We start from the raw sequence: 22,603 nt of genomic DNA, 5'->3' as shown, positions 1-22,603 counted from the left end.
CACGCCGCTCTTCCGATCTAGCAGCGCCACCGCGGCGCCCCGGGCGGCGAGGTCCCGCGCGGTGGCGGCGCCGATGCCGCTGCTCGCGCCGGTCACCAGGGCCACCGTGCCGGTCAGCTCGGTCATGTCGCCGCCATCCGTCGTCCGCCGAGGATTCCCTCGAACACGTAATCGTTGTGCTCGCCGAGATTCGGTGCGCCGTGCTCGATGCGCGCCGGATCGCGCGAGAGCCGCCACGACGGCCCGAGCACGGGGCGCTGACCTTCGCGGTGGTCGGAGACGAAGCAGAACGTGCCGCGCTCCCACAGCAGGGCGTCACCGAGCACGTCCACCGCCGTCGCACTCTTCGCGGCGGGCACCCCCGCCGCCTGCAGGCGTCGCACCAGGTCAGATACCTCGAATGTGGCGGTGCGGGAGCTCATTTCGGCGTCCACCGCATCCGCCGCCCGTTGCCGCGCCGCAGCGGTGCGGAACCGGAGGTCGGCGGCCAGGGCGGGTGCGTCGAGCGCCGCGCAGAGAGCCTGCCACGTCGTGTCGCCGGGGACCGCGATGCTCACCCAGTCGCCGCCCGCGCACGGGTAGCAGCCGTGCGGCGACATGTCCGCATGCCGGTTGCCGTCGGGGACCGGCGGCCGGCCGGTCAGCTCATGGGCGAACAGCGTGTCGCCGATCATCGACGACAGCACCTCGACCGCGGACACGTCGACGAACTGACCGTCGCCGGTGCGCTGCCGGTGCAGCAGCGCCGCCACCGTCGCGTAGGCGGCCGCCGCGCCGACCGTGGAGTCGCCGTACCGCATGCTCGGGCCCAGCGGCGGCCCGCCCTCGTAGCCGACCAGCGCGGCGGCGCCGGCCAGCGCGGCGAAACACGGGGCGTACCCGGTCTGATGGGCGAGCGGTCCGTCGTTACCCCACATCTTGATCGAGACGGACACGATGTCCCGACGGATCGCGCGCAGCGCGTCGTAGCCCAGGCCCTGGCGTTCCATCGCGCCCGGCCGCAGGTTGTTGATCACCACGTCGCTGTGGGCGATCAGGTCCCGCAGCGCCGACATGCCCTCGGGTGTCTTGATATCCAGGTCGACACTGAGTATCTCGGGGTTGATGCTCAGGAAGTACGGTGCGTGGTCGATGTCGGTGCCGCCGTAGGCGCGCATCTCCTCCGGGCGGGCGCGGCACTCGACCTTGATCACCTCGGCGCCCAGGAAGGCCAGGAGCTTGCCCGCGTACGGGCCCGCCCACACCTTGGTGAGTTCGACGACGCGCACCCCGGCCAGCGGGCCGCCGCGTCCGCCGCCCGCCGGCTGGCCGGCCCCGGTGCGCCGGTCGCGTGGTGTGGAGAGGACGTCGGCGGTGTCGGCGCCCAGCGCGGGGGCGGGGGACCGCAGGCTCGCGGGCGACGCGCTGAGCCGGTACGGCACCGTCGGGTACCGCACATCGCCGGCCGCCGGATCGGCGACGGTCGCGAAGTAGCGGCGGTGGTGGTACTGCGGTGAGCGCCGCAGGTCCGCGGCGTCGTTGACCGGCACCAGCGGAACGCCCGCGCGTTGAGCACGTTCGGCGGCCTCCTCCCGGCTCTGCTCGCGGATCCAGTCGGCGAAACCGCGGTGGAAGGCCGCCACCTTCTCGCGGGTCACCGAGAACTCCAGCCAGTCGTCGGCGAAGTCGTCGAGCCACTCGGGCCGGCCCATCAGCTCCTTGACGGCCGCCCAGTGCGCGCGGCTGGTCAGGTACAGGTAGACGAACCCGTCGGCGCAGGCGAAGAACGACGCCGGCCCCTGCTGGTCGAAGTCGTCGCGGGTGTTCTGCGGGTCCACCTCACCGGTGACGAAGCGGCCGAGGATGCAGTCCGCGCGCGACACGAGGACGGCCTGCTGCGAGATGTCCACGAATTGCCCTGCGCCGCTGCGTCCTTGAGCGTACAGGCAGGCGGCGACGCAGAGTGCGGCGTCGAGTCCGGCCTCGTAGTCGGCAAGGAACCGGCCCGGGCCCTTCAGTGGCGGCCGGGCCGGGTCGGCGTGGCTGGGGGTGTGGAAACCCCAGCCGCTGCTGTGGAAGACGTTGAGGCTGTATGCGTTCTGCCGGTTGGCGGGTGCGCCTGCGCCGTAGGGGGTGATCGAGCAGACCACCGCGTCGGGGTGCTCGCGCCATACCTCGGCCGCCCACTGCGGGTCGTGGTCGTCGATCACCGCGTCGGCCGTCGCGAGCAGCGCGTGCAGCGCGGCGGTGTCGGACCGGTCGAGTGCGACGGACCGTTTGTTCGTGTTCAGGTAGCCGAACACGGCGCCGGTGTCGCCGACGCGGGGCCGCAGCGCCCGGGTGGGGCTACCCCGTCCGGGCGCTTCGACCTTGACGACCTCGGCTCCGAAGTCGGCCAGGAGCTTTCCGCAGTACTCGCCGGCCACCGACTCCGCGAGCTCGACGACCCGGATCCCGGTCAGTGCCGACATGACCGGTCAGGGCTTGGCGCGGCCGCCGCGGCTCAGGCGCCACTCCGGCGGGAAATTCATGTCGTTGTCCTTGACGACGTTGTTGAGCCCCTTCTCGAACGTGCCGCCCGTCAGGTCCACCTCGTTCTCGCGGTCGTTGGTGATCATCGGCAGCATGCCCTCGACCATGCCGGTGAGCAGGCTGCCCAGGTACTCGCCCTTGTGCTGTTTGTAGATCTCCAGGAACGTCTTCTGCACGGCGACGGTGTCGGTGGGACGCGACTTCGAGCACGCCATCGCGTACTTCATGGTCTCGTCCTCGAGCTGGTCCCGCGGCACCACGCTGTTGACGAATCCGCAGTCGTACATCTCCTTGGCGCTGAACGGCCGCCCGGTGAACAGCATCTCGGAGAACTTGCGCAGACCCATGGTCTCGGCCCACCACCACAGCCGCGGGCCCCAGCCGACGTAACGGAACGCCGGATGACCGAACAGCGCGTCGTCGGACGACACCACCAGGTCGGCGTCGCCGGCCTGGTAGAAGTGCCAGCCGTAGCAGTAGCCCTTGGCCTCGATGATGCTGACCTTGCGCAGCTCCTGCAGCGGCCGGTTGCCCGCGGGCGCCTTGGCGTAGAAGTCGGTGACGGTGGACAGGTAGCGGTAGGAGCCGCCCTCGGGGTATTTGACGTCGTCGTCGTTGATGGCGAGTTCGTGGTGCAGCGGCATCCCCGGGTTCTCGATCATGCCCCGCTGCTCGGGCAGGTCACCGCCGCTGCCGAAATCCTCACCCTCCCCGCGGATCACGACGACCTTGACGTCGTCGTCGACGTTGCACTTGTGGATGATGTCGGCGTAGAGCTGCCGCATGCCCAGCGTGGCGGAGTTCTGCGCGTCCGGCCGGTCGAAGGTGATGGTGGCGATGCGGTTCTTGCGGTCTTTCTCGAAGCGGATGTACTGCTCCGCTTCCTTCTTCATCTCGACGTAGTCGAATTCGGGCATGGGACGACTCCACTTCCTTCCGGGGTTGGACACGCGGTTTCGGGTCCGGCTCAGGGCACGACGGCGGGCATCGACTCCCAGCCGCGCACCGTGGAGGTCGGGCTGAGCTCGGCGGTGCTCAGGTCCACCTCCCACTCGGGGAAGCGGTCCAGGATCTCGTCCAGCGCGATCCGGCCCTCCAGCCGCGCCAGCGCGTTGCCGAGGCAGAAGTGGGTGCCGACGCCGAACGACAGGTGCTGGCGGGGTTCACGGTGGATGTCGAACGAATCGCTGGTGGGGCCGAAGCGGCGTGGATCCCGGTTGCCGGCGGCCAGGAACAGCATCATCGCGCTACCGGCGGGCACGGTTTGCCCGTAGTGCTCGACGTCGCGGGTGACATAGCGGCAGGCGTGCAGCGCGGGCGGCTCGAACCGCAGCAGTTCTTCGACGGTGGCAGGCAGCAGGGTCCGGTTGCCCACGAGTTCGCGCCGCTGGTCGGGGTGTTCGGCCAGCACCTTGCCGGCCCAGCCGATCAGCCGGGTGGTGGTCTCACTGCCCGCGGTGGCGATCACCTGCAGGTACAGCAGCAACTCGTCGCGGCCGAGCCGGCGCCGGGCCCCGGTCTCGTCGGCGAACTCGGCGTTCAGCAGCTCGGTCATCAGATCGTCCGAGGGGTGTTCGGCGCGCCAGTCGATGTACTCGGCGAACACCTCGCCGGTGGCGATCGCGCCGTCGGGGTTGTCGGTCATCTTGCCGCCGTGTTCGGTGCGCAGCGTCGAGTCACCGTGGTCGACCACGTGCTGCTGGTCGGCCTCGGGGATGCCGAGCAGCATGCCGATCACCCGCATCGGCATCTGGGCGCCGAGGTCGGTGACGAAGTCGAACCGGCCGCTGCCGATCAGCGGGTCCAGACAGCGGGCGGTGAACTCGCGGATCTTGGGTTCGAGCGCCAGGACCTTGCGCGGGGTGAAGATGCGGGAGAGCAGCTTGCGGTGGATGTTGTGGATCGGGGGATCCTCGAAGATCAGCGTGCCGGGCGGGATCTCCATTCCGGACTTGATGATCTCGAGGACCGCGCCGCGGGCCGAGCTGTAGGTGTCGTGGTCGACGAGTGCGGCGTCGACATCGTCGTAGCGGCTCAGCGCGTAGAAGTCGTGGGTCGGGTTGTAGTACAGCGGCGCCTCCTCCCGGATCCGGCCGAGCATCGGATACGGGTCGGTGTTGAGCGCGACGTCGTAGGGGTCGTAGTTGAGGTCCTGCACGGTGCTGCTGTCGGTGCTGAGTGCCACGAACTTCCGCCTTTCGCTGCGCAGCCGGACATGTTTGTGCCGCAGGGCAACCCGTGCCAGTGTGTCAGCGCGTTGACGATTTCGGGCGATTTACACTCTTCGCTTAAAAGAATGTCATTCTCGTGAGCCGCACGGCAGCGATGCCGTGCCGGTCGGCGTCCGGGCCAGCAGGATGCCGGTGATGATCGCCGACATCATCTCGTCGAGCCGCTCGGCGGAATCCACGACCCGGTCGCCATGGGCGAAGCGCAGCAGCAGACCGTTGATGAAGGTGAGCGTCACGTCGGTCACCTCGCCGATCACCGCGGGGTCGGCATCGGGGGGCATGAAGGTGCCCAGGATGTCGTGGTGCAACCGGTTGAACGCCTCGGTCTGGTGGCGCATCACCTCGGCCATCTCCGGGTCGCGGGACGCGGCCATGGTCAGCTCGTAGCGGGCCTTCGTGCGGGTGAGCTGCGGTTCCCGGCCGGCCTGCACGACCAGCCGCGCCAACCGGGAGGCGGCGCCGTCGGGCGCCGGATCGTCCATCGCGCTGCGCATGTCGGCCAGGTCGAGTTCGGCCACCCGCTCGGCGACGGCGCGCAGCAGCGCGGACCGGGTGCGGAAGTAGAACGAGGTGGTGCCGTCGGGGAAACCCGCCTCGCGGTCGACCTTGAGGTGACTCAACCCCTTGCTGCCGGATCCGGCCAGCAGCCGGATCGCCGCGTCGCAGATCGTGCGGCGGCGCTGCTCGGGATCCGGTTTTCGTCTCATCGCGGTCCGAGCAGTGTAGTGGCCGTACCCGGGCGGCGCGGCCGGTCGACCGGACTCGTCAAAACCGCCCCGATCATGCCGGTCGTCTCTCTATATTCGTAGTGCCTCAGGTCTCTCCTCGCCGTAGCGGAAGGACGCTCCATGGTCGCACTCTCCGAGATCCGGTCGCCATCCTCGCAGGCGCCGTCGCCCCCGGCCGCGGACGTCGGCCGGTACCAACTGGTGGTCGTCGCGGCCGATCCCGTGGACGCGGTCAGGCGGGCCGGCGCCCTGATGTGCGACCACGCGATGGCGGGATGGGATGTGGCGCTGCTCATTTCGGATGAGGCGGCCGCTTCCGATGCGGAGGCCGGTAGGCCGGCGCAGATCCTCGGGGCCGATCAACTGGCGTGGGCGCCGGGCGCCACCCGGCTCGGCGAACCGGCGCTCGGGCGGTCGCTGGTGGTGGCCGCCGAGGTGTTGCGCGGCGATCCGGCCGTGCGCGGCTGGGTCACCGCCGGCATGGCCGACCACCGGGTCGACCTGCTGCTCTGGGAGCGCGAAGGCGCGCCGGCGCGGCACGGCGAGGGCGATCAGGTGCAGCCGTCGACGAGCGCCACGGCCGCGGCGTTCAAACGACACGCGCTGGCCGCGGCCGGGCTCGGCGACGAACTGTCGACCGCCGAGGTCTTCCTCAGGCCTCGGCTGGTGGATCGCCGGCGTCCGGCGGCAGCTCCACCAGCAGCGACATCCCGTGATGCGCAGGCATTTCCACCGCGAAACTGTGCAGATCATCCACCGTCGCCAAGGTATGGCCGGTGAACATGTCCGACACGGTGGCCCCCGGCGGCAGCGCCTCGGACCGGACGGTGCCTGCGACCTCCTCGTTGGCGAAGTTCAGCACGGTCAGCTGGTAGCGGCCCTCCTCGGCCAATTGGTGTACCAGCACCAGCATCCCGCGGTGTGACACCTCCGGGATGTCGATCTGCCTGCTGGTCGCGATGCCGTAGTGCGCGCGCACCCGCAGGATGGCCTGCAGTTGACGCACGAAGCTGGTCTCGTCGGCGAGTTGCTCGGGGAGCGACCCGTAGAGGCTGCGGCCGCGCGGCATCCCCGCCAGCGACTTCGTCGCCCCGGGGTTGACGCCCATCAGATCGTGTGCGGCGCGGTGGATCCACCGGGTGTCGCCGCCGCGCAACAGCTCACCGATCTGCGACGGCGGCAACGTCAGCATGCCGCACAGATCCCAGCCCGACAGCGCGAAGACGCCCGGTTGCAGTGCGTTGAACATCGCCAGCAGCAGGTGTGCCCGGCGGATGCGGTCCAGGTCGGCCGGATCGGTGATGTCATCCAGATCGCTGATGCCCAGCGTCGCCGCGATCACGGTGGCCGTCGTACACGCGATGCCGTTGGTGGTGAAAACCAGGTTATACGGGGCTTTTTCACCGGTCAGCCGATCGCTGAGGTCACCGCGGATCCGGTCGCCGAGCGCCTCGCCGGTGATCTCCTCACCCTTGTAGGTGAAGACGTCCTCGCGGTGACCGTGTGACCAGTGCACCAGTTCGTAGGTCAGTTCGTCGTGGTTCTGCAGCGCGTGCACCAGTGAGACCGGATCGACGCCGAGTTCCAGCGTGGTGCGCAGGCACAGCCGCAGGAACTCGGTGTCCGCGGTGGCCAGCGCGTGCTGGTAGGCGGGCCGGGTGATGAAGTCGTAGGACAGGTCCGCGCCCGCCTCACCGATCTGACGGATGTCGTCGATGGTCAGGTTCAGTTCCTGGAACGTGAACCCGCCGACCTTGCGCACCATGCTCGCGATCAGGTGGTTGGCCGCCTCCGACAGCGGATGACCCTCCGACCAGCCCACCGCGTCCTCGGCCGCGGTCTTCTCCGCGCCCAGGAAACCGTTGGCGTCCAGCCGCAGACCGCCGGTGCCCAGGTCGGCCAGCGAGTGCAGCGCGTCGCCGATCACCAGCCGCATCCCGGCGAACGACGGGTCGAGCCAGTTGATCGACGGCTGACCGTCCTTGAAGTAGTGCAGGTACACCCAGCGGCGCTCGACACCGTCGATGCCGACCACCGGGCGGGTGACGCTCCAGTTCGTCTCCTTGATGCCCTCGGCGTAGAAGATCACCCGCTGCAGGCGGCCGATGATGTAGCCGGCCTTGTCCAGCCACTCCTCGGTGACGGTGTCGATGTTCACCGAATCCGCGCCGGCGGGCACGTCGGGCAGGTGCGCCCAGTCGCGCGGATCGATCTCGACCATGTGGTAAATGCCGGGGTAGTCGGCATACTTCATCTCGGCCAGGCGGAAATCGGCGCCCTTGCCGGTGTGCCCGGGCACGATGTCGTCGATCACGGTGCCGCCGTACCAGTTGGCCGTTCCGCACATCTTGCGGAACTCGTCCTCGGTGCCGAACGCCGGATCGATCTCGGTGCTGATGCGATCGAAGTGGCCGTCCACGCTGGGCGTGGTCTGCCAGCCGGAGATCCCACCGGCCCGCTTCACCGGGCCGGTGTGGATGGCCTCGATGCCGATGTCGGCGAACGCCTTCCACATGTCATCGTCGGCGAGCGCCTTGAGGAACGACTCGTTGGGCCGGGTGATCAGCGACAGCGGATAGGCGGTGAACCATACTGACGCGGTCTCCACGGCGCCGCGCGGGCTGGGGGTGGCGTACGGGTTCTGCCACATCGAGCCCTGCCCGGAGAACTGCTGGCTGATCTGGTTGGCGTCGGCCAGCATCGACTGCGCCAACAGCCACGACACGTACGCCGGGTTGTCCCCGGTCGCCGGGCCGTCCTGCGCGACCGACCGGCGGGTGAACGGTGTCTTCACCCGGGGCCGGAACCGCAGCGAGCGGGGCCGCGCCGGATGCAGATATTCGTCGAAGCTCGGCTCGTTCGTGTCGGTGGGCTGGTCATCGGTGTCCGGCACGACCTGATCGTCGCCTGCCCGAATGTCCGACTGTGGCGCCTCAGACATGCATCCCCTTCACGAACCGATTCCGCCGTGCTCGACCTTCACCGAGTTGTTCCACCCCATGGCGATCTCGAAACAGGCGCCTCGTCGCGCACGCGCCCCGGTGGGCCGACCACCAACCCTACGGACAGCGACAGCGCCCCGCCCACCAGGACGGGGACGGGGCGCTGCCGGTGTGCTTGCTACAGGTGCGAGTCCGCGACGTCCAGTGCCGCGTCCAGGATCGCCAGCCCCTCGCGGGCCTCCTCGGCCGAGACCGTGCAGGGCGGGACGGCGTGGATGCGGTTGAAGTTCGCGAACGGCAGCAGACCGTTGTTCTTGCACGCCGCGACAACCGCGTTCAGCGCGGCGCTGCTGGCGCCGTAGGGCGCCAGCGGTTCACGGGTCTGGCGGTCGGCGACCAGCTCGATCGCCCAGAACACACCGGTCCCGCGCACCTCGCCCACGCTGGGATGGCGGGCGGCGATGTCGGCGAGGCCGGGGCCGAGCACCTCGGCGCCGATCCGTGCCGCATTGCCGACGATGTCCTCCTCGGTCATCGCGGTGATGGTCGCCACCGCCGCGGCCGTGGCCAGCGGGTGACCCGAGTAGGTCAGGCCGCCGGGGTACGGCCGGTGGGCGAAGGTCTCGTCGATCGCCGGGCTGATCGCCACGCCGCCGAGCGGGACGTAACCGGAGTTGACGCCCTTGGCGAAGGTGAGCAGGTCGGGCACCACGTCGAAGTGGTCGATCGCGAACCACTTGCCGCTGCGGCCGAATCCGGCCATCACCTCGTCGGCGATCATCACGATGCCGTAGCGGTCGCAGATCTGACGGACGCCGGCCAGGTAGCCCGGGGGCGGCACCATGATGCCCGCCGTGCCGGGGATGGACTCCAGCACGATCGCGGCGATCGTCGTCGGCCCCTCGAGCCGGATGACGTCCTCGAGGTGGGCCAGCGCCCGGGCCGACTCCTCGGCCTCGGTGGTCGCGTGGAACTGCGTGCGGTACAGGAACGGCCCGAAGAAGTGGACAACGCCGGCGTTGCCGTGGTCGTTGGGCCAGCGCCGCGGGTCCCCGGTCAGGTTGATCGCGGTCTCGGTGCCGCCGTGGTAGCTGCGGTACCGCGACAGCACCTTGTAGCGGCCGGTGTGCAACCGCGCCATCCGCACGGCGTGCTCGATCGCGTCGGCGCCGCCGTTGGTGAAGAACACCCGGTTCAGCTCGCCCGGAGTGCGCTCGGCGATCAGCCGGGCCGCCTCGGAGCGGGCGTCGTTGGCGTGCTGGGGCGCGACTGTGCACAGCTTGGCGGCCTGCGCCTGGATCGCCGCGACCACCTTCGGGTGCTGATGGCCGATGTTGGTGTTGACCAGCTGGGACGAGAAGTCCAGCAGGCGCCGGCCCTCACCGTCCCACAGGTAGCTGCCCTGGGCGGCGGTCACGGTCATCGGCGTGATCTCGGCCTGCGCCGACCACGAGTGGAAGACGTGTGCCCGGTCGAGTTCGTAGGCGCGGGCGGCCTGCGCGCGGGCGTCCTCGACGGACAGGCCGTTGGGCAGGACGGCGGCCTCGTTGGTGACAGTCATGAGTGGACTTTCTGGTAGCGCCGAGCGCACGGTTGTTGACGGACCCTCTCGGGTTTCACGTGCAACAACCGTACTCTCGCGGGCCGGTTACTTGTTCTGCGGGAAGCCGAGGTTGATGCCGCCGTGGGACGGGTCCAACCAGCGCTGGGTGATGGCCTTGCCGCGCGTGAAGAAGTTGACGCCTTCGGTGCCGTGCGCGTGGCTGTCGCCGAACAGCGAGTTCTTCCACCCGCCGAAGCTGTAGTAGGCCATCGGCACCGGGATCGGCACGTTGATGCCGACCATGCCGACCTCGACCTCGTTCTGGAACCGCCGGGCGGCGCCGCCGTCGTTGGTGAAGATCGCGGTGCCGTTGCCGTACGGGTTGGCGTTGATCAGTTCCAGCGCCTCGTCGTAGGTCTCCACGCGCACGACCGAGAGCACGGGACCGAAGATCTCGTCGGTGTACACGCTCATCTCGGGCTTCACATGGTCGATCAGCGTCGGCCCGAGCCAGAACCCGTCCTGACCGCCGTCGGCTTGCACACTGCGGCCGTCGACCACGATCTTGGCGCCGTCGCTCTCGCCGGCATCGATGTAGGACGCCACCTTGTCACGGTGGGCCTTGGTGACCAGCGGACCCATGTCGGCGTCGCCGGTGCCGTCACCGGTCTTGATGCCCTGGGCGCGCTCGGCGATCTTGGCGACCAGGTCGTCGGCGATCGGGCCGACGGCCACGCATGCGCTGATCGCCATGCAGCGTTCCCCGGCCGAGCCGAAGCCGGCGTTGATCATCGCGTCCGCCGCCAGGTCGAGGTCGGCGTCGGGCAGGATCACGGCGTGGTTCTTGGCGCCGCCGAGCGCCTGAACCCGCTTGCCCGCGGAGGTGGCGGTCGCGTAGACGTACTGGGCGATCGGCGTGGAGCCGACGAACGAGACGGACTTGACGGCCGGGTTGGTGAGCAGTTCGTCGACGGCGGTCTTGTCGCCCTGCAGCACGTTGAACACACCGTCGGGCAGGCCGGCCTCTTTCCACAGGTTGGCCAGCCACAGCGACGCGGACGGATCCTTCTCCGACGGCTTGAGCACGACGGTGTTGCCGGTGGCGATCGCGATGGGGAAGAACCACATCGGCACCATGGCGGGGAAGTTGAACGGCGAGATGATGCCGACCACGCCCAGCGGCTGGCGGATCGAGTAGACGTCGACGTTGGTCGAGGCGTTCTCGGTGAAGCCGCCCTTGAGCAGATGCGGGATACCGCAGGCGAATTCCACGACCTCCTGGCCGCGGGTGACCTCACCCAGCGCATCGGAGAGGACCTTGCCGTGTTCGGCGGTGATGAGCTCGGCCAGTTCGCCCTTGCGGGCGTTGAGCAGTTCGCGGAAGTTGAACAGAATCTGCGTGCGCTTGGCCAGCGAGGTGTCCCGCCACGCCGGGTAGGCCGCCGCGGCGGCGTCGATCACCGTGCGGGCGTCCTCGACGCTGGCGAGCGCGACCTGCGCGCTGACCTGACCGGTCGCCGGGTTGGTGACGTCGGCGGTGGCGCCCGAGGTGCCTGCGAAGAGGCTGCCGCCACTCCAGTGCTGTACTACGTCTGCCATCGATCTTCTTCCGCTTGTTCTCGGCTGCGCCGGACCTCGTTGACACGGCGGGACGCTGTCGATCCTGCCGTATCCGCAAGCCCCTCGACGGCTGCACTGTGTCACGCAATCAAGCCGAAGTCTTACAGTGTGTCAATGGTCCTTACGGTGGCCGACGTGATCGGTCTGCCCGTGGTGCAGGGCGGTGCACCGGAGGTGCTCAGCGCCCGGCGGTGGCAGGACCCGATCCGGTGGGTACACGTCGGCGACGTCGCGGACATGTCGGCGCTGCTGACCGGCGGGGAGCTGGTGCTGACGACCGGCGCCGGCCTGCGGGAGGACCCCGACCGCTACCTGCGCGGCCTCGCCGACGCCGGTGCGGTCGCGCTGGTGGTGGAACTCGGCACGGCGCTCGCGGCGGTGCCCGCGCCGGTGGCCGCACTCGCCGAGCGACTCGATCTGGCGCTGGTCGCGCTGCACCGCCAGATCAAGTTCGTCGACGTCACCGAGGCCGTGCACCGCCGCATCGTCGCCGCCCAGTACGACGAGGTGGAGTTCGACCGGCGGGTGCACCGTGAGTTCACCGACCTCAGCATGAAACGGGCGTCGGCGGCCGGCATCGTCGACGCCGCGGCGCGGATCCTCACCGAACCCGTCGTGCTCGAGGACCTCGCCCACCAGGCGCTGGCCGTGGCGACCGGCGGCGCCACCGCCGCGACGCTGCTGCGCGACTGGGAGCGCCGCTCCCGGATGACGTCCGCCGACGGCGGCGCTGAAGGGTGGGCGGTCACCTCGGTCGGTCCGCGCGGCGAGGAGTGGGGACGGCTGATCGTCCCGCGCCGGCCCGCGGACCGGGCCCGCGCCACGATGGTGCTCGAACGGGCGGCCGCCGCGCTGGCGCTGCACCGGATGATCGAACGCAATCGCAGCGGACTGCACCAGCAGGCGCAGAGCGGGCTGATCGACGATGTGCTGGCCGGCCGGATCACCGACGAACGTGAGGCCGCCGCTCGCGCCCATGCGCTGGGTCTGCGCGCGGCGCCGGCCTACCGGCCGGTGGTGGTGCGGGTGGAACGCGTCACCCCCGACGTGGATCCGGTTGCCGCGCAGCAGCACAACGTCGCCCTGCTGGATGCGGTGGCGCACACGGTCAACGCCGCGGGGCACACCGCGCTGTGCTCGGTCCGCCGCGACGGCGAGATCAGTGCGCTGGTCGCGCTCGACCCGGCCCGCGGTGCGGGGCAGCGGGCGCTGACCGTGCTCGGCGAGCGGCTCGCCGCCGCGCTGCGGCGCATCGACGGCAACGCCCGATCGGTGTGTGCGGTGGGCGACCCGGCGGCCGGGATCGTCGCGGCGATCCAGGGCATCGGGGAGGCCGCCCACGTCGGCGAGGTGGCGATCGCGATGCAGGGCCCCGCCCAGCCGTTCTACCGCGCCTCCGACGTCCGGTTGCGCGGCCTGATCGCGCTGCTGCGCGACGACCCGCGGGTACAGCAGTTCGCCGAGACCGAACTGCGGGCGTTGCTGGTCGACGACACCGGCGGCGGCCTGTCCCACCTCGAGGTGCTGCGCCGCTACCTCGAGGTGGCCGGCAACAAGGCGGCACTGGCGCAGCGGCTGCACATCAGCAGGCCCGCCCTCTACAAACGCCTCGCCACGATCGGCCGGCTGCTCGACGTCGACCTCGACGATGCGGAGTCGATGACCTCGTTGCACGTGGCCATGCTGATCCTCGACGCCCGCCGCCGGGTCGACCCCGCCGCGGTGGCCCGCGGCGGCTGAGGCGCGGGCGGGGTTTCGCCACACGGGGGTTTGGGCAGCCTGCACTGCACACGAGGGCGGCAGGTCGCGCGAGAGGGAGACGGGTGAGCGCTGCGGAAGAGCGGGAATCGCCGACGGTGTCGGTGTCCGCGCTCGTCGGTGCCGACGCCGACGTGGGCCGCGACCTGTCCGCCGTCGACTGGTCCACCACCTCGCTCGGGCCGCCGTCGGAGTGGCCGCAGAGCCTGCGCACGGCGGTCAGCATCCAGCTGGCGTCCCGGTTCCCGATGTGGATGGCCTGGGGTCCGGAGCTGACGTTCTTCTGTAACGCCGCGTACCGGCGGGATACGTTGGGGCGCAAGTATCCGTGGGCGCTGGGCCGGCCGGCCAGCGAGGTCTGGGCCGAGATCTGGCCCGACATCGGGCCGCGGATCGATCGCGTCCTGTCGACCGGCGAGGCGACCTGGGACGCGGGGCTGCTGTTGTTCCTCGAGCGGTCCGGTTACTCCGAGGAGACCTACCACACCTTCTCCTACAGCCCGCTGCACGACGAGTCCGGCGGTGTCGTCGGCATGCTGTGTGTGGTCAGCGAGGACACCGAGCGCGTCATCGGTGAACGGCGGATGAGCACGTTGCGCGATCTCGGATCGGATCCGAGCATCGTGCGTACCGAGCGGGAGCTGCTGGACTTCTGCGCCCAGCAGCTCGATCGCAATCCGCACGATCTGCCCTTCACGCTGACCTATCTGTTCGACGAGCACGGTGACGCCCACCTCGCCGGTGCCAGCGGCATCGCGCCGGGCCATCCGGCTGCACCGGAAACGTTGCCGGCGCAGGGCTTGTCGGTGTGGCCGGTCGACGAGCCGGCCCGCGGCGAGACCGTGCTGATGGATGTCGACGGCGAGTCGCTGCGGCTGCCGCACGGGGCCTGGGCGGCGCCGCCGACCCAGGCGCTGGTGGTCCCACTCATCTCCCAGGGGGCCACGCCCGTCGGCTTCTTCGTCGCCGCGCTCAACCGCCACCGCCGCATCGACGCGGCCTACCGCGGTTTCGTCGAACTGGTCGCCGGGCACATCGCCGCGGGCATCCTCAGCGCCCGCAGCTACCGGGCGCAGCAGCAGCGGGCCGAGGAACTCGCCGAGCTGGACCGCGCCAAGACCACGTTCTTCTCCAACATCAGCCATGAGTTCCGCACGCCGCTGACGTTGATCCTCGGCCCCGTCTCCGATCTGCGGAACTCGCCCGACCGCCTCGACGACCGGACCCGCGGTGAACTGGAACTGGTGCACCGCAACGCATTGCGGTTGGCCAAGCTGGTCAACACCCTGCTCGACTTCTCCCGGATCCAGGCCGGCCGGATGCAGGCCCGGTTCGAACCGGTCGACCTGGCCGCGGTCACCGCCGAACTGGCCAGCGTGTTCCGCTCGGCGATCGACCGGGCGGGCCTGGACTTCGTCGTCGACTGCCCACCGCTGTCCGAACCCGTCTACATCGACCGCGACATGTGGGAGAAGGTGCTGCTCAACCTGCTGTCCAACGCGTTGAAGTTCACCTTCGACGGTTCGGTGACCGTGCGGGTGCGCAGCGACGGGCCCGACGCGCTGGTCACCGTCTCCGACACCGGTATCGGCGTGCCCGCCACCGAGATGCCGAAGCTGTTCGAGCGCTTCCACCGCATCGAGACCGCCCGCGCGCGCTCCAGCGAGGGCAGCGGTATCGGACTGGCGCTGGTGCGTGAACTCGTTGCGCTGCACGGAGGTTCGATCACCGCCGACAGCCAGGAGGGTGTCGGGTCGACGTTCACCATTCGGCTTCCCGTCGGTTCGGCGCATCTGCCTGCCGCGGACATCGCGGAGCCGCGCAACATCCCCGCGGTCTCCGACATCGCCGACCCCTATGTGCAGGAGGCGCTGCGCTGGCTGCCGACCGACCCGGACACATCGCCCGCCGCACCGGAACTGACCCCGGCCGTCGGGACCGCCACCTCCGCCACCCGGGTGCTCGTGGCCGACGACAACGCGGACATGCGCGACTACCTGACCAACCTCCTGCGTGGCGCCGGGTACACGGTCAGCGCCGTGACCGACGGGCGACAGGCCCTGGAGTCGGTGCGCGCGGATCCGCCGGACCTGATCATCAGCGATGTGATGATGCCGGATCTGGACGGCCTCGGGCTGGTGGCGGCGTTGCGCACCGACCCGCGCACCGTCGGCTTGCCGGTGCTGCTGCTGTCCGCCCGCGCCGGGCAGGAGGCCTCGATCGAAGGCCTGGCCGCCGGCGCCGACGACTACCTGGTCAAACCGTTCGCCGCGGCCGAACTGCTCGCCCGGGTGCGCGCGAACGTCGCGCTGGCCCGGCTGCGCAACCATCACAGCCGGTGGCGCACGGCGCTGATCGATTCCCTGCAGGAGGCGTTCTTCGTCTGCGACGAGAGCGGTGCGGTGATCGAGATCAACACCGCCTTCACCGACATCCTCGGCTACGGCCCGGAGGGGCTGCCGTACCAACCGGTGCAACCGTGGTGGCCTGACCCCGACACCGACCCGGAGGGGTACCGGCAGACCAGCACGGCGCTCACGGGGGCGCTGTCCCGCACCCGCGGGCAGTACACGTTTCCGGTCACCCATCGGGACGGGCACCGGCTGTGGATCAACGTCAGCTTCAACCCCGCCGAGGATCCCGACACCGGCCGCCGGGTGATCGTGGGCACCTTCCGCGACGTCACCGCCGAGCACTACCGGGTGCAGCGCGAGAACGCCCTGGCGGCGTTGAACGCACAGCTCGCCGACGCCGACACCGTCGACGGCGCCCTGCGCGCCGCCACCGAGGAACTGCTGCAGGTGTGGCAGGCGCGCCGCGTTCTGGCGATCACGTTCCGCACCCAGCACGTGTCCACCTCGGCCGAGGTCGTCGACGTGATCTGCGCCGGGGAGCCCGTGCAGTGGGAGGAGCTGCCTGAACGGCACCGCGCCACCATCACCGCTGTGCGCGAGGTGGATTCGCTGACCAGCAACACCGACGAGCACGGCACCGCCGCGATCGGCCTGCAACATCCGCGCGGCGTCCTGGTGCTGTGGATCGAACTCGCCGAGCAGCGTCCGTTCACGCCGGAGGACGACACGCTGCTGTCGGTGCTGGCCGGCCGCCTGGGACAGGGATTGCACCGGGTGCACCAGCTCGACCAGCAGCGCGAGACCGCGCTGACCCTTCAGCACGCGATCCTCGGTCCGGCCATGCTGCCCGGCGGTTTCGCGGTGCGCTACCACCCCGCCAGCCCGCCGCTGCAGGTCGGCGGTGACTGGTACGACGTGGTGGACCTCGACGACGGGCGTATCGCGATGATCGTCGGGGACTGCGTCGGGCACGATCTCGCGGCCGCCACGGTGATGGGCCAGCTGCGCAGCGCGTGCCGGGCGCTGCTACTGGAGAATCCGAGCCCGGCTGCGGCGCTCACCGCACTCGACAGCTTCGCCGCCCGGTTGCCGGGGGCACGCTGCACCACCGTGTGTTGCGCGGTGCTCACCCCCGATACGGGTGAACTGGTGTACTCCAGCGCCGGGCACCCGCCGCCGATCCTCGTCGGTGCGGACGGCTCGCGTCGCCTCCTCGACGACGCCCGCGGGTTCGCGCTCGCGTTGCGCTCCGCCGAGCCGCGACCCGAGGCCCGCGTCACCCTGCCGGCCCGGGCCACGTTGCTGCTCTACACCGACGGTCTGGTGGAGCGCCGCCGCGCACCCCTGGACCAGGGGATCGGCCGGGCGGCGGGATTGGTGCACGACGGCCGCTCCGACGCCCTCGACCACATCGCCGACAACCTGATGGGCACGCTGGCGCCCGACGGCGGCTACCAGGACGACGTGGCGCTGCTGCTGTACCGGCAGCCCGCACCGCTGGACACGGTGTTCCCGGCGCGCTCCGACGAACTCGCGGGTTCCCGCTCGGCACTGCGCTCCTGGCTGAGCCGGGCCGGGCTGAGTCCCGAGCAGGCGATGAACGTGCTGATCGCGGCCGGCGAGGCGGTCGCCAATGCGATCGAGCACGGTCACCGGCACCAACCGGGGACGGTGACGCTGCGCGCGAGCGCGCTCGTCGACCGGCTCGAGCTGACGATCACCGACACCGGTTCGTGGAAGACGCCGCGGCCGGGCGCCGACATGCGACGCGGGCGCGGTGTCACGTTGATGGAAGGTCTGATGGATGACGTGTCCATCGAGTCCGGGGTCGACGGGACGACGGTCCGGATGTACGCGAGAATCCTGTGATGGCCACCGAGCTCACCGTCCGCGCCGACCGCGGCGACGACGGGGACCCTCGGTTGATCGCCGTCGGCGAGATCGACCTGTCCAATGTCGAGGACTTCACCGCGGCGCTCACCGCGCTGCTCGACGGCGACACCGCGGCCGCGGTAACCGTCGACCTGGCCGCGGTCGAATACCTCGACAGCGCCGCGGTCAACGTGCTGGCGATCCACGCCGATCAGGCGGCCCGGATGCGGGTGATCGCCCACCCGTACCTCATCCCGGTGCTGCGGATCAGCGGGATCTGCGAGCTCGCCGACGTGCACACCGCCGACGGTTCGCGGGCCACCTGACCCCCGGGCACGTGTCCGCGCCGGTCAGATGGGGTATGCCGGGCGGACGGCATCGGTTGCCGGCGGAAGAGGTGGGGCACGGTGATCGCTTGGCTGGACAGACTGCAGCAGCGCAGCCGTGCGCTGGGGTACGCGCTCGCGGTGCTCTACAAGTACGTCGACGACCAGGGCGGCTATCTCGCCGCGCTGATCACCTACTACGCGTTCGTCTCGCTGTTCCCGCTGCTGCTGTTGCTGACCACGGTGCTCGGTGTGGTGCTGGTCGGGCGTCCCGAGCTGCAGCAGCAGGTGGTGGAGGCCACGGTCAGCCAGTTCCCGCTGATCGGTGAACAGCTGGCCCGGCCCGAGCAGCTCAGCGGCGGGGTGGCCGCCGTCGTCGTCGGCATCCTGGGCGCGCTGTACGGCGGCTCGGGGATCGGCCAGGCCGTGCAGAACGCGATGAACACCGTGTGGGCGGTGCCCCGCAACGTGCGGCCCGACCCGATCCGGTCCCGGATCCGCAGCCTGTTGCTGTTGCTGGTGCTCGGCTCGGCCGCGATCACCGCGACGCTGCTGGCCGCGACCGCCCGCGCCGCGGACAACTTCGGACTGTTCGGCACGGCCGGCATCGTGATCGCGACCATCGTGATCAACACCGGGATCCTGCTGGTGGCGTTCCGCGTCACCACGATTCGCGAACTGAGCTACCGCGACGTGCTGCCCGGCGCGCTGACCGGTGCGGTGATCTGGCAGCTGTTGCAGTGGTTCGGCGCCGGGTACGTCGCGCGCACGGTCAGCTCGGCCAGCGCCACCAACACGGTGTTCGCGCTGGTGCTCGGCCTGCTGGCGTTCCTCTACCTGATCTCGGTCAGCCTGGTGCTGTGCGCGGAGATGAATGTGGTGCGCGTCGACCGCCTGTATCCGCGGGCGCTGCTGACCCCGTTCACCGATGCGGTGACGCTCACTCCCGCCGACCGTCGCACCTACACCCGAAAGGCGAAAGCCGAGCGGCTCAAGGGTTTTCAGCATGTGGCGGTGACGTTCCGGCCGAACCCGCCGGACGGCCCCTCAGGCCCCGAGCAGGCTCTCGATCCCGGTGCGGGCGAAGTAGATGACGAACCCGGCGGCCACCACCCAGAGCAGGGGGCTGATCTCACGCGCGCGGCCGGCCCCGGAGCGGATGATGACCCAGGAGATGAACCCGACGCCGATACCGTTGGCGATCGAGTAACTGAACGGCATGGTCGCAACGGTCAGCACGACCGGTAGCGCGACCGAGAATTCCGACAGGTCGATGTGGCGCACCTGGGAGACCATCATCGCGCCGACGATCACCAGCGCCGCCGCGGCGACCTCGGTGGGCACGATCGAGGCCAGCGGTGAGATGAACATCGCCGCCAGGAACAGCACCCCGGTGACCAGGTTGGCCAGGCCGGTGCGGGCGCCCTCCTCGATGCCGGCGCCGGATTCGATGAACACCGTGTTCGACGACGACGAGGTGGCGCCGCCGACCGCCGCGCCGGCGCCCTCGACGATCAGCGCCGACCGCAGTCGCGGGAAGGTGCCTTTCTGATCGGCCAGGCCGGCCTCGCGGGACAGCCCGGTGAAGGTGCCCATCGCGTCGAAGAAGTTCGCGAACACCAGTGTGAAGACCAGCATCACCGCGGCCAGGACGCCGATGCGTTCGAAGGCGCCGGTGAGACTGAACTCGCCGACCAGCGACAGGTCGGGCAGCGCGAACGGCGACCCCGACAGCTGCGGCACCGACAGTCCCCAGCCGCCGGGACGTTCCTGGGCCGAGCCGAGATCCCAGATCGCCTCCACGATCACTGCGATGACGGTCCCGGTGATCAGCCCGATGAGGATGCCGCCGCGCACCCGGCGGGTCACCAGCACGCCGGTGATCAGCAGCGTGAACACGAAGATCAGCGTGGGCACGGTGGTGATCGAGCCCAGCCCGCCCGCACCGAGCCCGACCGGCGGGGAGGCCAGCCCGGTGGAGCTGATGAAACCGGCGTCGACCAGGCCGATGAACAGGATGAACAGCCCGATGCCCGCGGTGATCGCGAGTTTGAGCTGCATCGGCACCGCGTCGAACACCAGCCGCCGCAGGCCGGTGACCGCCAGCAGCACGATGATCAGGCCGTTGATGACCACCAGGCCCATCGCCTCGGCCCAACTGACCTCGCCGACCACGGTGGTCGCCAGGAACGAGTTGATCCCCAGCCCCGCGGCGAACGCGAACGGCATCCGTGCGATGACGCCGAACAGCAGCGTCATCACCCCGGCGGCCAGCGCGGTGGTGGCCGAAACCTGCGCGAACTGCAACGACCCGCCGGTGGCGTCCTCCGAGCCGGACAGGATGATCGGGTTCAGCACGATGATGTAGGCCATCGCGATGAATGTGACCAGGCCGCCGCGGACCTCGGCGCCGACGGTGGACCCGCGCGCGGAGATCTCGAAGAAGCGATCGAGGCGATTCATGCCCTGACCCTAGGGTGAGAGACCGTCGACGGCGAGTCAGCGCGGCGGGGGCCGCGCACTTTCTATCGTGAACGGGTGAGTACGCGCGGCGAACCGGCGGGCGACGGTGTGCGTCTGCCGGCCGATCAGCTGGCCGCACTGGCCGCGGTGATCTCCTCGGGCAGCTTCGACGCCGCCGCCGAACGGCTGAACGTGACCCCGTCGGCGGTCAGCCAGCGCATCAAGGCGCTCGAGCAGCGCGTCGGCCAGGTGCTGATCGTCCGCGAAAAACCCTGCCGGGCAACGCCTTCGGGCATCCCGCTGCTGCGGCTGGCCGCGCAGACCGCGCTGCTGGAGGCCGAGGCGCTCGGGGAGCTGCGCGGGGCCGGCCCCGCGCCGCGACCGCGGGTCGCGATCGCGGTCAACGCCGATTCGATGGCGACGTGGTTCACCGCGGTGTTCGCCGAGCTGCCCGAGGTGCTGTTCGACCTGAGCATCGAGGATCAGGACCACTCCGCCCGGTTGCTGCGCGAGGGCGCGGTGATGGGCGCGGTGACGACCGAGCGGACCGCGGTGCCGGGCTGCCGGGTGCAGCCGCTCGGGGTGATGCGTTACGTGCCGGTGGCCAGCGCCGGCTACGTGGCCCGCCACCTCCCGTCGGGGTTCACCGCCGCCGCGGCGGCGCAGGCGCCGTCGCTGGCGTGGAACCGTGACGATGCGCTCCAGGACATGTTGGTGCGCCGGGCGTTTCGGCGCCCGGTGGCCCGCCCGGTGCACTACGTGCCGACCGCGGAGGGGTTCGGCGCCGCGGTGCGCGCGGGGCTGGGCTGGGGTATGTATCCCGAGCAGCTGGCCGCGGCGGAACTGGCCGACGGCACGTTCGTGCGGATCGCCGACGTCCACCTCGACGTCCCGCTGTACTGGCAGTGCTGGAAGCTGGACAGCCCGCTGGTCTGGCGGATCACCGGCGCGGTGCGCACCGCGGCCGGATCGTTGGGATCCCGTCGGCGGGGTTCGGCTACAGCCGGCCCTTGAGGATCAGGTGCCAGTAGCTCTGCGGCAGCCCGTACCGGTCGAACGCCCAGGCGCTGCGGCGCGGCTTCACCGGATCCAGGAACGACGGCAGCGACGAGGACAGCGCGCCGGAGCGGTCGAACTCGCCGGCGATCAGGTGGTGGGCGTCGGTGGTGACCGGGGCGACGGTGTAGCCGTCGTACTCGGTCAATTCACCGTCGGCGCGGGCGGCGAGGAGGTTGTCGACGAGGATCTTGATCTGGCGGCGCAACGCGCCGCCGGACGGGTCGGTCTCGACGGCGGCGGCGTCGCCGGCCGCCCAGATGCCGGAGTGGGCGCGGTGCCGGAACGTGCGGGCGTCGACGTCGATCAGCCCGTGCGGCTGTGCACCGCACAGCCCCGATGTCTCCACCCACCGGCGGCCGCGAAACGGCGGCACCAGGTGCAGCAGGTCGTAGTCCAGTTCGGCGGTGGCGCCGTCGGCGCCGCGCACGGCGATGCACTGCCGCTCGGGCATCAGCCCGGTGACCGCGGTGTCGTACCGGACCCGCACGCCGAGCGCGGCGAGGTGCTCGCGCAGGCGGGCGTCGATCGCGGGTGCGGGCAGCAGGTCCGAGCGGTCGATCACCAGGGTGATGTCCACTCCCGGCAGGCGCCCGGTGCGCTTCCAGTGCGCGGCCGCCAGGAACAGCGGTTTGATGGTGGTGCCTGTGCAGCTGACCGGTGGACGCGGCACGGTGAACACCGCGTGCCCGCCCCGGGGCATCGACTTGATCAGCTGCCACGTCTCGTCGGCGCGGTAGAGGTAGTTGCTTGCGACGGCGGGGGTGTCGAGTGCGGCGTGGATGCCCGGCAGCGCGTCGGTGTCGGGCACCAGGCCGGTGCCGAGGATCAGGTCCCGGTAGCGGTAGCTGCGGCCCGACACGCAGCGCACCGTGCGACTGACCGGGTCCACCAGGGCGGCCGAGTCGTGCAGCCAGGTGCACCCGTCGGGGATGACCGAGCGCTGGGTGCGTTCGGCGTCGCGCATCGTGGCCTGACCGCCGCCGACGTACGACAGCAGCGGCCGGTACGTGTGGACATGCTGCGGCTCGATCACCGCGACGTCGGTGACACCTTGGCGCAGCAGCCGGGCCGCTGCGCTGATCCCGGCGTTGCCGCCGCCGACGACCAGCACATCGAAGAAACCGTCGATCCGTTCGGGGCTGGCCGTCACCCACGATTGGTACCCGCCGTGCGGTGAGTCATGCACGCTCTTGCGC

14 protein-coding genes and 1 pseudogene are annotated in these 22,603 nt (G+C 70.4%); 5 read left to right on the top strand and 10 right to left on the bottom strand.

Translation table 11 applies throughout. The features are described from left to right. The 8 genes from E4P42_RS21360 to E4P42_RS21325 form a co-directional block, all read right to left on the bottom strand. Positions 1–126, bottom strand: a 126-nt coding sequence (locus E4P42_RS21360; protein WP_135128074.1) for an SDR family NAD(P)-dependent oxidoreductase, incomplete at its 3' end; no start/stop codon positions are given. Then, a complete protein-coding gene (locus tag E4P42_RS21355; RefSeq protein ID WP_135128073.1) occupies positions 123–2,450 on the bottom strand; it encodes a CaiB/BaiF CoA-transferase family protein in 2,328 nt (775 codons plus the stop codon). The genes E4P42_RS21360 and E4P42_RS21355, both read right to left, overlap by 4 nt. 6 nt (positions 2,451–2,456) lie before the next feature. Then, positions 2,457–3,428 carry an enoyl-CoA hydratase/isomerase family protein gene (locus tag E4P42_RS21350; protein WP_135128072.1) on the bottom strand — a complete coding sequence of 324 codons (972 nt, stop codon included), beginning with the start codon at positions 3,426–3,428 and terminating at the stop codon, positions 2,457–2,459. A 50-nt stretch (positions 3,429–3,478) separates the two neighbouring features. Further along, positions 3,479–4,696 (bottom strand): cytochrome P450, encoded by a 1,218-nt coding sequence (locus E4P42_RS21345; protein WP_167759570.1) that lies wholly within the window; start codon positions 4,694–4,696, stop codon positions 3,479–3,481. Between the two features lie 114 nt (positions 4,697–4,810). Then, positions 4,811–5,449, bottom strand: coding sequence for a TetR/AcrR family transcriptional regulator (locus E4P42_RS21340; protein WP_135128071.1), 639 nt, complete (start codon positions 5,447–5,449; stop codon positions 4,811–4,813). 673 nt (positions 5,450–6,122) lie between these two features. Beyond that, a complete protein-coding gene (treS, locus tag E4P42_RS21335; RefSeq protein WP_135128070.1) occupies positions 6,123–8,411 on the bottom strand; it encodes a maltose alpha-D-glucosyltransferase in 2,289 nt (762 codons plus the stop codon). Positions 8,412–8,590: 179 nt separating this feature from the next. Next, positions 8,591–9,973 carry an aspartate aminotransferase family protein gene (locus tag E4P42_RS21330; RefSeq protein WP_135128069.1) on the bottom strand — a complete coding sequence of 461 codons (1,383 nt, stop codon included), beginning with the start codon at positions 9,971–9,973 and terminating at the stop codon, positions 8,591–8,593. Positions 9,974–10,060: 87 nt separating this feature from the next. Next, complete coding sequence (locus E4P42_RS21325; RefSeq protein WP_135128068.1) at positions 10,061–11,554, bottom strand: CoA-acylating methylmalonate-semialdehyde dehydrogenase; 1,494 nt, start codon at positions 11,552–11,554, stop codon at positions 10,061–10,063. 135 nt (positions 11,555–11,689) lie between these two features. Here E4P42_RS21325 and E4P42_RS21320 point away from each other — a divergent pair, with 135 nt between their 5' ends. The 4 genes from E4P42_RS21320 (at position 11,690) to E4P42_RS21305 (ending at position 19,133) form a co-directional block, all read left to right on the top strand. Continuing rightward, positions 11,690–13,315 carry a PucR family transcriptional regulator gene (locus E4P42_RS21320; protein ID WP_135128067.1) on the top strand — a complete coding sequence of 542 codons (1,626 nt, stop codon included), beginning with the start codon at positions 11,690–11,692 and terminating at the stop codon, positions 13,313–13,315. 83 nt (positions 13,316–13,398) lie between these two features. Continuing rightward, entirely contained in the window at positions 13,399–17,556 is a 4,158-nt protein-coding gene (locus tag E4P42_RS21315) for a SpoIIE family protein phosphatase (protein ID WP_245234157.1), read from the top strand. Beyond that, on the top strand, positions 17,556–17,885 hold the full coding sequence (locus E4P42_RS21310) for an STAS domain-containing protein (protein ID WP_135128066.1): 330 nt from the start codon (positions 17,556–17,558) through the stop codon (positions 17,883–17,885). The genes E4P42_RS21315 and E4P42_RS21310 overlap by 1 nt, the downstream gene beginning before the upstream one ends. Before the next feature lie 81 nt (positions 17,886–17,966). After that, entirely contained in the window at positions 17,967–19,133 is a 1,167-nt protein-coding gene (locus tag E4P42_RS21305) for a YihY/virulence factor BrkB family protein (RefSeq protein WP_209305841.1), read from the top strand. A gap of 9 nt (positions 19,134–19,142) precedes the next feature. Here the strand turns inward: E4P42_RS21305 and E4P42_RS27485 are convergent. Next, positions 19,143–20,258: pseudogene (locus E4P42_RS27485) on the bottom strand (NCS2 family permease); the annotation flags it as partial. 165 nt (positions 20,259–20,423) lie between these two features. Here E4P42_RS27485 and E4P42_RS21295 point away from each other — a divergent pair. Beyond that, positions 20,424–21,362, top strand: coding sequence for a LysR family transcriptional regulator ArgP (locus E4P42_RS21295; protein ID WP_371287063.1), 939 nt, complete (start codon positions 20,424–20,426; stop codon positions 21,360–21,362). Here E4P42_RS21295 and E4P42_RS21290 read toward each other — a convergent pair. Beyond that, positions 21,346–22,557, bottom strand: coding sequence for an NAD(P)/FAD-dependent oxidoreductase (locus E4P42_RS21290; protein ID WP_135128064.1), 1,212 nt, complete (start codon positions 22,555–22,557; stop codon positions 21,346–21,348). The genes E4P42_RS21295 and E4P42_RS21290 overlap by 17 nt on opposite strands. Positions 22,558–22,603: the final 46 nt, after the last annotated feature.

The organism is Mycobacterium sp. PS03-16, from assembly GCF_004570325.1.
Taxonomy (GTDB): domain Bacteria; phylum Actinomycetota; class Actinomycetes; order Mycobacteriales; family Mycobacteriaceae; genus Mycobacterium.
This window is presented reverse-complemented; position numbering and strand designations above follow the sequence as displayed.